Here is a 13,463-nt window from a genome sequence, read left to right as displayed (position 1 = left end):
GGTCCAGTTACTCCGCAGACGGGGCCGGTGTGGTGACTTCGCGCACCCAACGATCACCCTCGGAGCGGAAGCCGACCTTCTGAACGTACGCCTCGTCCAATGCCGCGTGCTTCTCTCGCTCCAAGCGGGTGAATCCGGCATCGCTCAGAGCGCTGGAGGAGCGGTAAACAAACTCCCCAGGTGCGAAGTCGCGGAAGCGCTCCTTGACCCAGTCCAACTCGACCAGTCCCACGCCAGCGCCCTGATCCGCAACGACGACCACACCCACGGCCTCGTCGCCGCGCGTCACGAGGAACGTGGAGCGTTTGGCGCCGTCCGCCGGAGCGTGCGCGGTGAACGCCGGCTGGTGCTTGGCGATGTCGGTGCCGTGGACCGCGAGCACGTGCTGAAGGAAGGCATCTTCGGGTTCCACTGAAAGGACCTCGTAGACCTCGGCGTCGTCACGTTCGCGGTACAGCCGTACCAGCCAGTACGCGTCGATGATGGTGATCGCCGCGTTCATGAACGCGAAGGGCCAGATGCCGATCACCCCGTTGTAGACGGTCGCGACGAATGCTCCAGCGAAGTTCATCCACCGGAAGCGCAGCACCCGCGCCTGCATCAGTGACCACACGATCAGAATTGAGCCGACCCAGCCGATTGCTTCGAGAAGAACGTCCATGCTGATCAGCCTACGGCGCGCGCCGTAGGCTCGGGGGATGGAACGGACGAGTGTGCGCATCGATGCGTGGGTGTGGGCGGTGCGATTGGCCAAGACGCGCTCGCAGGCGACCACTGCGTGCCGCGCGGGTCACATTCGTCTCAACGGCGAGCGAGCCAAGGCCTCCGCGACCGTGGTTCCCGGCGACCGTATCGAGGTGCGCGGCGGTGAGTGGCCGCGGGTGGTCGAGGTGACGAGGCTGCTGTCCAAACGGGTGGGGGCGCCGGTTGCTGCGACCGCCTACATCGATCACAGCCCCAAGCCGCCACCCAAGGAGCACGTGGCGCTCGCGGGCAAGCGCGATCGGGGGGCGGGGCGGCCCACCAAACGGGAGCGCCGGCAGATCGACAAGCTCAGGGGTCGCTCCTAGTCGCCGCCCGCTCTGCCGCTTCCCGTCCGCCCCTATTGGTCCGAATTCGCACGCTTTGGGCGCTCTCAGACTGCTATTGGTCCGATAGTGACCAGTCGACTGGCGAGGCGGACGCTGCCGCTCGCCAACTGTCGAAGTCCTTAGCACATTGGGCGAAGCCCCAGGCGTGACAAAAACAACCAACAGGATGCCGAGCCGCTCCAGAACGTGCCAAATCGGACCAATACGGAGCGGGTGGAGATCTGGTACTCGGAGAGTGTCTAGGAGGCCGTGGAGGAGGATGTGCTGGCCGGTTGCTGGTGGGCAACGGCATCAATCACATCCAGCTGCTCCATCGCCTTCGCCCGCACCGCGGGGAAGCGCTCGGCCAGTTGCGCGCGCACCGCACCCTTCTGAGCGTCCAGCTCCGCGAACCTGAGGACGAAGGTCGCCAAGTCCACGTCGTCCGCGGGTAGTGCCCAGGAGGCAAGTCCGAACATGTCCAACACCTCGCGGTACTTGTGCGACCAGCCCAACACCAGGGTGGGAATGCCGGTCGCCAGCGAACTCACCATCGCGTGGAAGCGTGACGCGACAAAGACGTCGCAGCGGCCGATCAGTGAGCGAAGCTCCTGCGAGGACAGCTCGCCGTCGGGGAACAGCACACGGTCTGGCGATGCGACGCGTTCGTGAATCAGCCGGCACACGGGCAGGTCGTTGTTGTGCGTCTTTTCGTTGGGACGCGTGGAGTGTGCGACCAGGTACACGGGACGGCCGAGCTCCTCGGTGATGTGGTCGATCTGGTCGACGATCTGCTGGACGTGGTCCTCGCCGCGACCCTCTGCAGCGGCCCTCAGCACCTGCGAGGGCGAGATGCCCACCACGTCGCCGCCGGCGAAGAACGAGGTGTCGACCTTGGCCTCCGCGCTCGCCGCATCGGCTTCGGTGACGTCGAGCGTGAAGGCGAGGTCCGCGCCGGCCACCGTGTTGGTCAGCCCCAAAGTGTCCAGGTGCGCCTGCGTGACGGCCCCGCGCGACACGATCGACGCCATGCGCGGCAGGATCGCCTTGGCCAGCGTGCGGTTCGCCAAGGACTTGAACGGTCCGAGCGCCTGCGCGCACTTCACGACGGGCGTGCCCACGAACAGCGCCGGCAGCACGGACGCCACGTTGTAGATCAGGAACTTGGTGCGGCCGTCCACGAATGTAATGCCGCCCTGGTCGAGCAGGACGTCGGCGTCGGCGATGGCACCCACCTCGGGCACGCCGGACGCGATGGACTCCCGCGCAAACGGCAGCACCCGCCACGCCAGCGCGCCGCCGTTGATCAGCACGCCCAGGCGCAGCGGCGAGGCATCCATCACGGTGACGCTCTCGTGGGTGTTGAGCTCCGCATCCGAGCGTGGGTACATGCTCAGGTGCGAGATCTCGACGCCGGGGTGGCGCTCACTCAGGTGATGCACCGCGCTCTCGAGCATGGCCGCCGCGCCCTTGTTGCCCGACAGCGCCGAGCCGATGATTGCTACCTTCATGCGTCCCGCACGTCCTTGTCGTCGTCTGAGATGGAAGTTCCATTGTCCGCCACGGTGTCGTGCACGCTGACATCGGCCGATGCCGTGGGCAGCTCTCCCCGCCGCTTGGCGCTCGCGGTCAGCAGTCCGTAGGCGCCGGCGATCAACAGGTCAGCGACCGTGGCGAGCACGCGCGCCGCGAGGGAGACGATGATGGCCTGCTCTAGTCCCAGGTAAGGAGTGGCGAACAGCACGAACACCGATTCGCGCACGCCCAACCCGCTCGGCACAAAAACGGCCAGGATTCCTACGGCACCGGCCAGCGCGTACGCGGCGATGAGTGGTAGCCACGAAGAGGGAGCGGCGTCCGCCACGGCGATGGCAATCGCCACGACGCCGATACCGTTGATGACCCTGGGCAGCAGGAAGGCCAGCTGGTACTTCCACACCGAGCCGGTGCGCAGGAAGTACTCGGGCGGCACCTCGCGCTTGAGAGTGCGCCTAGCAAGCAGGTTGACGATGCGGTGGAAGACCGCGGGGTGTAGCAGCACGATGAGAGGCACCACCGCAGCGACTGCGAACCACACCGCGTGCGTGACCTCGCCGTCGCCGGCGCGGGCGACCAGCAGGATCGCGAGCATTGGCACTGTTGAGCCGAGCAGCAGGAACGCGTTCTCGTACACCACGGAGATCAGCACGAGTAGGCGTGACAACCCGCGTCGCTTGCCCCACGCCACCTTGTTGACCACGAATCCCGCCTGTCCCGGGATGTACTTCAACAGCCACGAGGAGAAATGCACCCGGATGGACTCGGCGACAGTCAGGGGCTGACCTGACAGCACGGCGACGATGCGCCCCCACAGCCACCCCGAGATGGCCACGGCAATGACAAACAACACCAATGCGGCGGGGGCCCACCAGCCCCACGACAGGTCGGCATCCTGGATGGCGTCCCAGTTGTCCGCTAGCGCCTTGGCGAAGAAGTACGCGACCACGCCGATGACGAGGACGCCCAGGCCGGTCCGCAGGAGTTGCTTGCGGTTCGCCATCGGCTAGTCGAAGGTGCCTTCGCCGGCGGCCGCTGGCTTGCCGTCCTTGCCTGCCTTTGGCGCGCGGGCAACCGTGTCCCGGTCAAAGGTCCGCAGGTTCTCCAGCGACTTCTTCTTGGAGTAGGCGACCAGTGCGTCGGGCTGCGCATAGCCGACCGCGAGCAGCATGATCACGCGCTCATGCGGCTTGAGGCGCAGCGTCTTGGCCATGCGCCCCTCAAGCGGCTCGAAGTCGGGCCAATTGATGCAGGACGAGCTCAGCCCCAGCGTCTCGAGCGCGTAGATGAAGCCCATAGTCGCGAGAGACGCGTCAATGTACGGCACGTGGCGGTCACGCGGAGAGAAGTAGTTGGACAGGTCACCCTTGACCACAATGACCGTGGGGATCTGATGCGCGTAGCCGGTCGCACCGAACGGGATTCCGGCGACCTGCTGAACGGTCTCCGGGTCGTCGAACACCAGGTATTCGTAGGGAAGGCGGTTGCACGCGGACGGAGACTGGCGCGCAACCAACAGCGCCTTGTCGATCAGTTCTCGCTCCACGGGGCGGTCCTGGAACCAGCGGACCGAGCGGCGCGACTCGGCGAGTTGGAGGATCTGCTCGTAGGTGATGTCCGTCTTGGGCAGCGATCCTTGCGGGTACGGGTGGACGGAGGCGGGAGTTCCGTAGCGGGGCAGCGCCTCGAACACGGCGCGCGACCGCGCGACCGCGGCATCGTCTCCCGTCACGATTCCGAAGTATTCGGCCAGGACGTCGTGTGCCCACTGCATCTCGCCCGCGTCCAGATTGGACGTGGTCGCCGGGCGCCCCAGCGCCTTGGCGTAGAACTCGACCGTCTCCTCGATGTAGTCGCGGGCGAACACGTCGCGCCGCGGCTGCATCAGGATGCCCTTCTCGAGGCGATGCACGTTGCGGCGCAGCTCGACGTGAGTAGAGCGGTCCTTGCCAAGGTTCTTGTAGTAGGCGCGGCGTCCGGACAGCACGGCCCACTGCTCGCGGTTTTGCGTGAAGAAGCCGGGAATGGAGTAGATGGTGGCGCCAATGCGCGACGAACCACCCAACTCAAGCACGGCGCGATTGGCACCGTTGTAGGTCTTGCGAATCACCGGAACGGCGAGGGCGTTCTTGGCGTACCTTTTGAGTTTGCCGAGCATCAGGCGTCGCCTTCCGTGGCGGGTGAGGTGGTGGCGGCCGATGCCGGGGAAGGCTTGCCGGGAACGGTCGGCTTGGCGGCGCGGAAACTAGGGAGGGTGTGTTCGGCGATGCGCGACGGCCCGTACTGCTGCTCGCGGAGGCGCTCGAGGGTCTCCTCGTGCAGGATGCGATTGTTGCGCATCAGGTCCGACAGCACTCCGAGGGCAAGCGCGAGCACCGCGACCACGATCATCGCGGAGCCAAAAATCAGTGACTGGATGTGATTGCCGTCGTTGCCGGCGATTCGCAGCACCAGAAAGCGCACGAACGGGAACAGGCCGATCAGCCCAAAGATCGCCGCGATGGTCGCGAAGAGGGTCCATGGGCGGTACATCGTGTACGAGCGCAGGATCGCCTGGCCGGACTTCAGCATGTGCTCAAAGTTGTTGGAGAACAGGCGGGACTCGCGCGTCTTGGCGTTGGTCTCGATGGGCACGGAGATGATCGCGAGGCGCTTGTTGCCCGCCTGGATGATGGTCTCCATGCAGTAGCTGAACTGCGTCACGATGTTCAGGCGGTAGAGCGAATACCGGGAGTAAGCGCGGAAGCCGGACGCGGCATCGGGCAGCTTGGTGCCCGCCGCCCTGTTGACAACCCACGAGCCGAACCGCTGCATCGTCTTCTTGAAGGGCGAGAAGTGCGCGATGGTATGGGTTTGGCGGTCGCCCATCACGATGTCGGCATCGCCGGCGATGATGGGGGCCACCAGGTCGCCGATGCGGTCGCCGGGGTACTGGTTGTCGCCGTCGGTGTTGACGACGATGTCGGCCCCGATGCTGAGGGCGTACTCGACCCCATCACGGAAGGAACGTGCCAGCCCCATGTTGCGGGCGTGGCGCACGATGTGAGTGACGCCGTGCTCGCGGGCGACCTCGACGGTGCGGTCCGAAGAACCGTCGTCGATGATCACGATCTCAATTTCATCCACGCCGTCGAGGTGCGTGGGTAGGCCTTCGAGCACGCTCGCGAGCGTGGACTCCTCGTTGAGGCACGGGACCTGGATGACAACCTTCACGGCACCAGGGTATCTGGGGTGGTGTGCGGGTTGGAGACCGCGTTGATGCGCAAGCGCCGTGATTTATCAGTGCGCCGGGCAGAACTGGTGCCGATCTGACGTCAGACCGCCGTGTAGCCACCATCGACGAGGACGTATGAACCCGTCATAAAGGATGCCTTGTCGGAGAGCAGGAAGGTGGCCAGGTTCGCTACCTCATGCGGCTGTCCCAGTCGGCCGAGCGGGTGCTTGGCCTCGATGCCGTCGATCAACTCCTTGGGAGCCGCCGCAAGCAGTGGTGTCTCGATGTAGCCCGGGCCAATCGCGTTGACCCGTAGACCTTGCGCGCCATACTCCGCTGCGGCGTTCTTGGTCATTCCCACCACGCCGTGCTTAGCGGCCGTGTAGGCGGCGTTGCCTGGCGCGGCCACCGTTCCGTGGATCGAGGCCATATTCACGATGGCACCCTCGTGAGCCCCCGCGGCCAGAATGGCAGGTATCTGATAGCGCATGCCGTAGAGGACGCCGCTCAGATTGATAGAGATCACGCGATCCCAATCGTCGAGGTCCACCTCACCCACGGGGGCCGATTCGCCTCCGATCCCGGCGTTGTTCACGGCAAAGTTGAGCGCGCCATAGGTCTCAACCGCAAAGTCAACGGACTTCTTACTGTCCTCAGCGACTGCTGTGTTGGCTTGGAACGGGGTGGCCTCGCCACCATCGGCCTTGATGTCCTCAGCCACCCGCGTCGCGGCGTCCAAGTCGATGTCGGCAACAACTACGTTGGCGCCGTGCTTGGCGAGGTCCTTGCTGATTGACTCGCCGAGTCCAGAACCGCCTCCGGTGACTAGCGCCGTCTTGCCATCGAAATGACTCATCATTGCTCCTCTTCCGCGGGATCAGTTCCGCAAGTTTTCGTGGGTGGGCGGGTGTGGACTCGCCTGTCCCTTCAACACTATGCGCGTCACTGACAAAGCGCACTGTGGCCACATGAAAGTTCGGTGACGGCCCGGTGACGGTGCGTGTTTCGAGATGCGCCGAGCGTGAAGCCGGGTTAGCGTCGCTAAGGTCCAAACCCATATGAAAGGGACAAACAATGACATTAGCGCTACGCACGTCCGCCAGAGTTGTCGCGACCGCGGCAGCCATCGGTGGCCTCGCTACCCTCGCCATCACCCCGGCGCAGGCGGCAGAGGACGACACAACAGTGCAAATTCTGGGCATCAACGACTTTCATGGTCGGCTATTGCCCAACTCGTTTTCCGGAGACGCAGGCGCGGCCGTGTTGGGCGGCGCCATCGATGCGCTTGAGGCCGACTACCCCGATTCAGTGTTCGCCGCAGCTGGCGACCTCATCGGTGCCTCGACGTTTGAGAGCTTTGTCCAGCAGGACAAGCCCACCATCGACGCGTTCAACGCGATGGGACTCGACGTCTCGGCAGTCGGCAACCACGAGTTCGACCAGGGCTACGACGACCTGGTGAACCGCGTGATGGCACCGTACGACGCCACCTCCAACCCCTATGGCGGGGCTATGTGGGAGTACCTGGGGGCGAATGTTCGAGACGCCGCTGGCGATCCCGCCCTTCCGGAGACCTGGACTGAGAACTTTGGCGACATCGAGGTCGGGTTCGTTGGAGCCGTCACCGACCACCTGCACGAGCTCGTCAGCCCATCAGGGATTGAGGGTCTCACCATCGAGGAGCCCTACGTGGCTGCGAACCGCTCCGCTGCGCAGCTTAAGGCCGACGGCGCAGACCTGGTGGTCCTGCTGGTTCACGAAGGCGCGACCAGCACGGCCTACGACGATGCTGTGGATCCCAACAGCGACTTTGGTGAGATCGTGACCAACGTCAGCGACGACGTGGACGCGATCATCTCCGGTCACACGCACCTGGCGTACGACCACCGCGTGCCGGTCAAGGCCTGGCAGGACGAGGGCCGCGCGGTGACCGAGCGCCCTGTGGTCTCCGCGGGTCAGTACGGCGTCAACCTCAACCAGTTGCTCTTCACACTCAATGCGAACGGTGATGTGGTGGGACTCGAGACCTCGATCATCCCGCTCTACAACGCCTACGATCCCGATGCCGACGTGGCGGGGATCGTTCAGGATGCGGTCGACAGTGCCGAACCCCTGGGTGCGGCAGTGATCGGAAAGATCGACGCGCCGCTCTACCGCGCCTCGCTCGCCGGTGGCGACCCCGGCTCCGCCCGTGGCGCAGAGTCGACGCTCGGTAACGGCGTCGCGGACGTCCAACTGTGGGCGACCCAGGAGTCTGGTGCTCAGATTGCGTTCATGAACCCCGGAGGTCTGCGCGCAGACCTACTCGGCAAGGCAGATGGCAACCGCAAGACTTACCCGAGCGACGTCACCTTTAAGCAGGCGGCCGATGTTCAGCCGTTTGCCAACACGTTGGTGACAATGACCCTCACCGGTGAGCAGATCTCCGACGTGTTGGAGGAGCAGTGGCAGCCGGAGGGCTCCTCACGTCCCTTCTTGCGCCTGGGCACCTCGACCGGGTTCACGTACACCTACGACCCCGCCGCCGATGCTGGCGAACGGATTGGGAACATGTACCTGGACGGCGAGCTGATCGGGGCTGACGACACCTACACGGTGACGGCGAACTCGTTCCTCGCGGCGGGAGGAGACAACTTCTCGACCCTCGCGGAGGGCACCAACGTCGCGGACTCGGGACGTGTCGACCTGCAGGCCATGGTCGACTACCTTGACGACAACGGCACGCTCGAGGTGGACCCCACGCAGCATGCGGTAGGAGTGACCGGAATGACCGACGAGCCCGTCGCTAAGGGAGACACCGTTTCCTTTGACCTCAGCTCGCTCATGATGACCGGTCCCGGCGATACGTTGGACAAGAACGTCAAGGTCACCATCGGGGGCAAGAACAGGGGAAAGTTCGCTGTCACGAACGAGCAGCAGACCGACGCCTATGACGAGCAGGGCACCGCGCATGTCGAGTTCACCGTTCCCAAGTTGCCCGAGGGCGACACGGTGATCGAGGTCACGGGCAACAAGACCGGCACGGTGGTGCGGATTCCGGTCACCATCGGAGCCTCGCCCGAGCCCGCTCAGTGCACAGTGGACTACACGATCCACGGCACCTGGCCCAACGGTTTCATCTCACAGGTGACCATCACTAACGACGCCACGATCGGCGTCAACGGTTGGGATCTGGCGTGGGACTTCACGGCGGGAGAGAGCATCAGGAACCTCTGGGCCGGCGATGACAGCCAGACCGGATCCTCGGTTCACGTGAAGAACCTGTCATGGAACCCGATCATTGGTGCTGGGGACTCGGTGACCTTCGGGTTCGTCGGTTCGGGCAGCGGTCCGGCCGTTCCGGCTGCGTTCTCGCTCAACGGGAACCAGTGCTCGGTGAGCTAGTTCCATTCGCGGCGAGCGATTCGCCGCACCGCGACGCCCGGCCTCCCCATGGGGAAGCCGGGCGTTTGCGTCTATCAAGAGCCCCCGTCTATCGCGTGTGCCGCGGATGCGACACAATAGGTCGGTGACTTCGTTCTCTGATCGCCATGTAGGCCCCGACTCTGACGCCATCGCACAGATGCTGAAGACGGTCGGCCATTCGTCCCTCGCCACGCTGATCGATGCTGCCGTCCCAGAGTCCATCCGGGGTGACGACGTGCTGGTCCTGCCGGAAGCCCTCACCGAGCACGAGGCGTTGGGCGCCCTCCAGGACTTCGAGCAGCGCAACCAGGTGCAGGTCCAGATGATCGGCCAGGGGTATTCGGACACCATTACCCCCATGGTCATCAAGCGCAATATTCTGGAGAATCCAGCCTGGTACACGGCCTATACGCCATACCAGGCCGAGATCTCGCAGGGTCGACTCGAGGCCATGCTGAACTACCAGACCATGGTCTCCGACCTCACGGGGCTTCCCGTCGCTGGCGCCTCGCTGCTCGACGAGGCCACCGCCGTCTCCGAGGCGATGCTGCTCATGCGCCGCGCGGTCAAGGGCAAGGACGGCGGCGTGATCATCCTTGACGCCGAGTGCCTCCCGCAGACCATCGCCGTGGTCAAGGCCCAGGCCGACGCCATCAAACTGCCGATGCGCGTTGAAGAGTTGGGTGACGACTGGACTGCGCCCGATGATCTGGTGGGCGTGGTGATCCAGCAGCCCGGAGCATCGGGCCGGGTACGTGACATTTCCCACGTGGTGGAGGCCGCGCACACGGCTGGCGGTCTGGTGACCGTTGCCGCCGACATCCTGTCGCTGTGCGTCATCAAGGCGCCCGGTGAACTGGGCGCGGACATTGCCGTGGGTTCCACGCAGCGCTTTGGTGTTCCGCTTTTCTTTGGTGGCCCTCATGCTGCGTACATGTCAGTCACCAAGGGCCTCGAGCGTCAGTTGCCGGGTCGCCTCGTGGGCGTCTCCGTGGACGCCGACGGCCACACCGCTTACCGCCTCGCCCTGCAGACCCGCGAGCAGCACATCCGCCGGGACAAGGCCACGTCGAACATCTGCACCGCGCAGGCGTTGCTTGCCATCACGGCATCGATGTACGCGGTCTATCACGGTCCCGACGGCCTGCGCGAGATCGCGCTGCGCGTCCACACCATGGCCGCAACCCTCGCCGACGCGCTGATCGCTCGCGGCATCACCATCCGTCACGCAGAGTTCTACGACACCATCGTGGTCGAGGTTCCCCGCGGGGCAGATTCGATCATGGTTCGCACCGCAGCCCGTGGGATCAATATTCACAAAGTCGACGACGATGCGGTGTCGATCTCGTGCGACGAGCTCACCACGGTGGACATCCTCACGGACATCGTCGCCGCGGTCCTCGACCATCAGCCCGAGCGCACGGTCTACTCGGGACCGTCAGTCAAGATCCCGCGGGAGATGCGCCGCACCTCGGACTACCTCCAACACCCGATCTTCCACGCGCACCGCTCCGAGACCTCACTCATGCGCTACATGCGCAAGCTGGCCGACCGTGACCTCGCGCTGGACCGCACCATGATCCCGCTGGGCTCGTGCACCATGAAGCTCAACTCCGCCGTGGAGATGGCCCCCATCAGCTGGCCCGGCTTCGCGAGTATCCACCCGTTCGCGCCGTCGGAGCAGACTGCCGGCTACCGCGACATGATCGCGCAACTCGAGCAGTGGCTCGCGGAGATTACGGGCTACGCCGCCGTCTCCGTCCAGCCCAACGCGGGCTCGCGCGGCGAATACGCCGGCCTGCTAGCGATTCACGCTTATCACGCCTCCCTTGGAGAGTCCGAACGCGATGTGTGCCTGATCCCAGCATCGGCGCACGGCACCAATGCGGCATCGGCCGTCCTGGCCGGGCTGCGCGTCGTGGTCGTCGCGACCGCCGAGAACGGCGAAATCTCACTCGAGGACCTCCATGCGAAGCTGGCCGCGCATGAGGGTCGCATCAGTTCGATCATGCTGACCTATCCCTCCACGCACGGTGTGTACGAGGAGCACGTGGGTGAGGTGTGTGCCGCGGTGCACGACGCAGGCGGCCAGGTCTACATCGACGGCGCCAACCTCAACGCGCTCGTAGGGCTCGCGAAGCCCGGTCGCTTTGGTGGCGACGTGTCGCACCTGAACCTGCACAAGACGTTCTGCATCCCACACGGCGGCGGTGGACCCGGCGTGGGTCCCGTGGCGGTGGCGAAGCACCTGGTGCCGTTCCTGCCCGAGGTGCGTCAGTCCATTCAGACGCCGGACGAACTTGAGCGCGTGGGCGCGGCGGTCTCCGCGGCCCCTTACGGCTCCGCCGGCATCCTGCCCATCTCCTGGGCGTACATCGCCATGATGGGCCACGACGGCCTGACCTACGCGACCCAGACCGCGGTACTCGCGGCCAATTACGTCGCCGCGCGCTTGGACGAGCACTTCCCGGTGCTTTACCGCGGACCCGGTGGTCTCGTTGCCCACGAGTGCATTCTCGACCTACGCCCGCTCACCAAGGCCACCGGCGTGACGGCGGAGGACGTCGCCAAGCGTCTCATCGACTTTGGCATCCACGCCCCCACCATGTCGTTCCCCGTCGCGGGCACGCTCATGGTGGAGCCCACCGAGTCCGAGGACAAGGGCGAGATCGACCGCTTCATCGACGCGATGATTGCCATTCGTGGTGAGATCGCGGACGTCGAGGCGGGCACGATCGCCGCCGAGGATTCACCGCTACGTCACGCACCCCACACCGCGGACATGGTGGTGAGCGACTCGTGGGACCAGGCCTACTCGCGCGAGCAGGCGGCGTTCCCCGTGGATGGTCTACGACGCGACAAGTACTGGTCGCCCGTGCGGCGCATCGACAACGCTCACGGCGACCGCAACCTTGTGTGTGCCTGCCCGCCGCTCGAGGACTACTCGTAACACGTCCTCGGGCAAGGTCACATCCCGGCGTTGCGAGTCGAACTTGTCACACTGCGCTTGATGTATTTTGTCCCCCCGCGCGCGTCGGTTAGTCTGACGCTGGATTTGTTGAGGCTGCACAGCCGCACCTCTAAAATTAGAACCATTTCGCTAGCGATCCTTGGGGGGTAGCATGGCTAGGCGTCAGACCCTCACACCTCCCCTTTTACCTGGGTATACCTACGTTCGCCCGCTAGGTTCAGGCGGCTTCGCTGACGTGTTCCTCTTCCAGCAGAACATGCCGCGCAGGCTGGTCGCCGTCAAGGTGCTGCTGAGCAAGGTTCAGGATGACGCGTCCGCGCGTGCGCTCGCGGTCGAGGCTGACATTATGGCCTCCCTGAGTTCGCACCCGTCGATCCTGACCGTCTACGAGGCGTCCGTCTCCTCCGACGGCCGCCCCTACATGGTGATGGAGTACTGCCCCACGTCGCTGACCAACCGCTACCGCAACGAGAAGATTCCGGTCGCGGAGGTGCTGTCGATTGGCGTCAAGACGTCGTCTGCGGTCGAGGCCGCTCACCGGGCGGGACTGCTCCACCGCGACATCAAGCCGTCGAACATTCTGGTGACCTCCTTTGGCCACCCCGTACTGTCCGACTTTGGCGTCGCATCGGCCGTCACCGCGGGAGACACCGACACCATCGCCATGTCTCCGCCGTGGAGCGCCCCCGAGTTGGTCGAGCACCGCAGCACCGGCACCGTCGCCACGGAAGTATGGGCGCTCGCGGCTACGGTCTACACGCTGCTCGCACAGCGCAGCCCCTTCGACGTCACCGGCCCCGGCCGTGCCGACGAGCAGGCACTCAAGAACCGCATCGCCAAGGCCAAGTACACGCCCACCGGTCGATCCGACGTTCCGCGCGAGCTGGAGGGCGTCCTCGAGGGCGGCATGCGCCGCATCCCGGGCGACCGCTACCCGAGCGCCGCGGTCTTTGGCCAGGCCCTGCAGTGGGTCGAGCAGTCCATGGGGTTGCCCGTGACGCCCATGGAGATCCCTACGGACGAGTGGGCACAGGCCTCGACGCTCGCCCCGTCGGACGATGCTCCGCGGGGTCCATCCCGTAGCACCGTTCCCGTGGAGTCGCAGCGTCTGCGACGCAACCCCGACACGAACTCGCGGGCCGGCACCGGCACCCTGCGCAACGCCCAGGCAAACCGGGTAGGCAAGGGCGTCATCATCGGCGCGATCGTGGGTGGAGTCGTGTTGCTCGGTGTGGTCGCCGGTGTCGTCGTCTCGGTGATCGGCTAG

10 protein-coding genes are annotated in these 13,463 nt (G+C 65.2%); 4 read left to right on the top strand and 6 right to left on the bottom strand.

The features are described from left to right. Positions 1-7: 7 nt before the first annotated feature. Positions 8-661, bottom strand: a complete 654-nt coding sequence (locus AOP73_RS03355; protein ID WP_061963205.1) for a hypothetical protein — start codon at positions 659-661, stop codon at positions 8-10. A gap of 37 nt (positions 662-698) precedes the next feature. Here AOP73_RS03355 and AOP73_RS03350 point away from each other — a divergent pair, with 37 nt between their 5' ends. After that, entirely contained in the window at positions 699-1,070 is a 372-nt protein-coding gene (locus tag AOP73_RS03350; protein ID WP_061963204.1) for an RNA-binding S4 domain-containing protein, read from the top strand. 260 nt (positions 1,071-1,330) lie between these two features. Here AOP73_RS03350 and AOP73_RS03345 read toward each other — a convergent pair whose 3' ends face one another. The 5 genes from AOP73_RS03345 to AOP73_RS03325 form a co-directional block, all read right to left on the bottom strand. Continuing rightward, a complete protein-coding gene (locus tag AOP73_RS03345) occupies positions 1,331-2,581 on the bottom strand; it encodes a polysaccharide pyruvyl transferase family protein (RefSeq protein ID WP_061963203.1) in 1,251 nt (416 codons plus the stop codon). After that, a complete protein-coding gene (locus AOP73_RS03340; RefSeq protein WP_061963202.1) occupies positions 2,578-3,609 on the bottom strand; it encodes a lysylphosphatidylglycerol synthase domain-containing protein in 1,032 nt (343 codons plus the stop codon). Before AOP73_RS03340 ends, AOP73_RS03345 begins: the two co-directional genes overlap by 4 nt. A 3-nt stretch (positions 3,610-3,612) precedes the next feature. Continuing rightward, on the bottom strand, positions 3,613-4,764 hold the full coding sequence (locus tag AOP73_RS03335; protein WP_084626521.1) for a nitroreductase family protein: 1,152 nt from the start codon (positions 4,762-4,764) through the stop codon (positions 3,613-3,615). Then, positions 4,764-5,819 carry a glycosyltransferase gene (locus tag AOP73_RS03330; protein ID WP_084626520.1) on the bottom strand — a complete coding sequence of 352 codons (1,056 nt, stop codon included), beginning with the start codon at positions 5,817-5,819 and terminating at the stop codon, positions 4,764-4,766. Before AOP73_RS03330 ends, AOP73_RS03335 begins: the two co-directional genes overlap by 1 nt. Before the next feature lie 101 nt (positions 5,820-5,920). Next, the gene (locus tag AOP73_RS03325; RefSeq protein WP_061964790.1) at positions 5,921-6,676 is read right to left on the bottom strand and encodes an SDR family NAD(P)-dependent oxidoreductase; all 756 of its coding nucleotides are present in this window, start codon (positions 6,674-6,676) and stop codon (positions 5,921-5,923) included. Positions 6,677-6,894: 218 nt separating this feature from the next. Between AOP73_RS03325 and AOP73_RS03320 the strand changes: the two genes are divergently transcribed. The 3 genes from AOP73_RS03320 to AOP73_RS03310 all read left to right on the top strand — a co-directional run bounded on the left by AOP73_RS03320 (position 6,895) and on the right by AOP73_RS03310 (position 13,463). Beyond that, the gene (locus tag AOP73_RS03320) at positions 6,895-9,204 is read left to right on the top strand and encodes a 5'-nucleotidase C-terminal domain-containing protein (RefSeq protein ID WP_061963201.1); all 2,310 of its coding nucleotides are present in this window, start codon (positions 6,895-6,897) and stop codon (positions 9,202-9,204) included. 106 nt (positions 9,205-9,310) lie between these two features. After that, entirely contained in the window at positions 9,311-12,175 is a 2,865-nt protein-coding gene (gene gcvP, locus AOP73_RS03315) for an aminomethyl-transferring glycine dehydrogenase (protein WP_061963200.1), read from the top strand. 172 nt (positions 12,176-12,347) lie between these two features. Beyond that, on the top strand, positions 12,348-13,463 hold the full coding sequence (locus AOP73_RS03310; RefSeq protein ID WP_061963199.1) for a serine/threonine-protein kinase: 1,116 nt from the start codon (positions 12,348-12,350) through the stop codon (positions 13,461-13,463).

Source organism: Demequina aurantiaca, assembly GCF_000975135.1.
In the GTDB taxonomy this organism is placed as follows: domain Bacteria; phylum Actinomycetota; class Actinomycetes; order Actinomycetales; family Demequinaceae; genus Demequina; species Demequina aurantiaca.
This window is presented reverse-complemented; position numbering and strand designations above follow the sequence as displayed.

Bases quoted from the DNA above. Each gene is read 5' to 3' on its own strand.
- AOP73_RS03355 (WP_061963205.1), bottom strand. From the start codon at position 661: ATGGACGTTCTTCTCGAAGCAATCGGCTGGGTCGGCTCAATTCTGATC.
- AOP73_RS03350 (WP_061963204.1), top strand. From the start codon at position 699: ATGGAACGGACGAGTGTGCGCATCGATGCGTGGGTGTGGGCGGTGCGA.
- AOP73_RS03345 (WP_061963203.1), bottom strand. From the start codon at position 2,581: ATGAAGGTAGCAATCATCGGCTCGGCGCTGTCGGGCAACAAGGGCGCG.
- AOP73_RS03340 (WP_061963202.1), bottom strand. From the start codon at position 3,609: ATGGCGAACCGCAAGCAACTCCTGCGGACCGGCCTGGGCGTCCTCGTC.
- AOP73_RS03335 (WP_084626521.1), bottom strand. From the start codon at position 4,764: ATGCTCGGCAAACTCAAAAGGTACGCCAAGAACGCCCTCGCCGTTCCG.
- AOP73_RS03325 (WP_061964790.1), bottom strand. From the start codon at position 6,676: ATGAGTCATTTCGATGGCAAGACGGCGCTAGTCACCGGAGGCGGTTCT.
- AOP73_RS03320 (WP_061963201.1), top strand. From the start codon at position 6,895: ATGACATTAGCGCTACGCACGTCCGCCAGAGTTGTCGCGACCGCGGCA.
- gcvP (WP_061963200.1), top strand. From the start codon at position 9,311: ATGCGACACAATAGGTCGGTGACTTCGTTCTCTGATCGCCATGTAGGC.
- AOP73_RS03310 (WP_061963199.1), top strand. From the start codon at position 12,348: ATGGCTAGGCGTCAGACCCTCACACCTCCCCTTTTACCTGGGTATACC.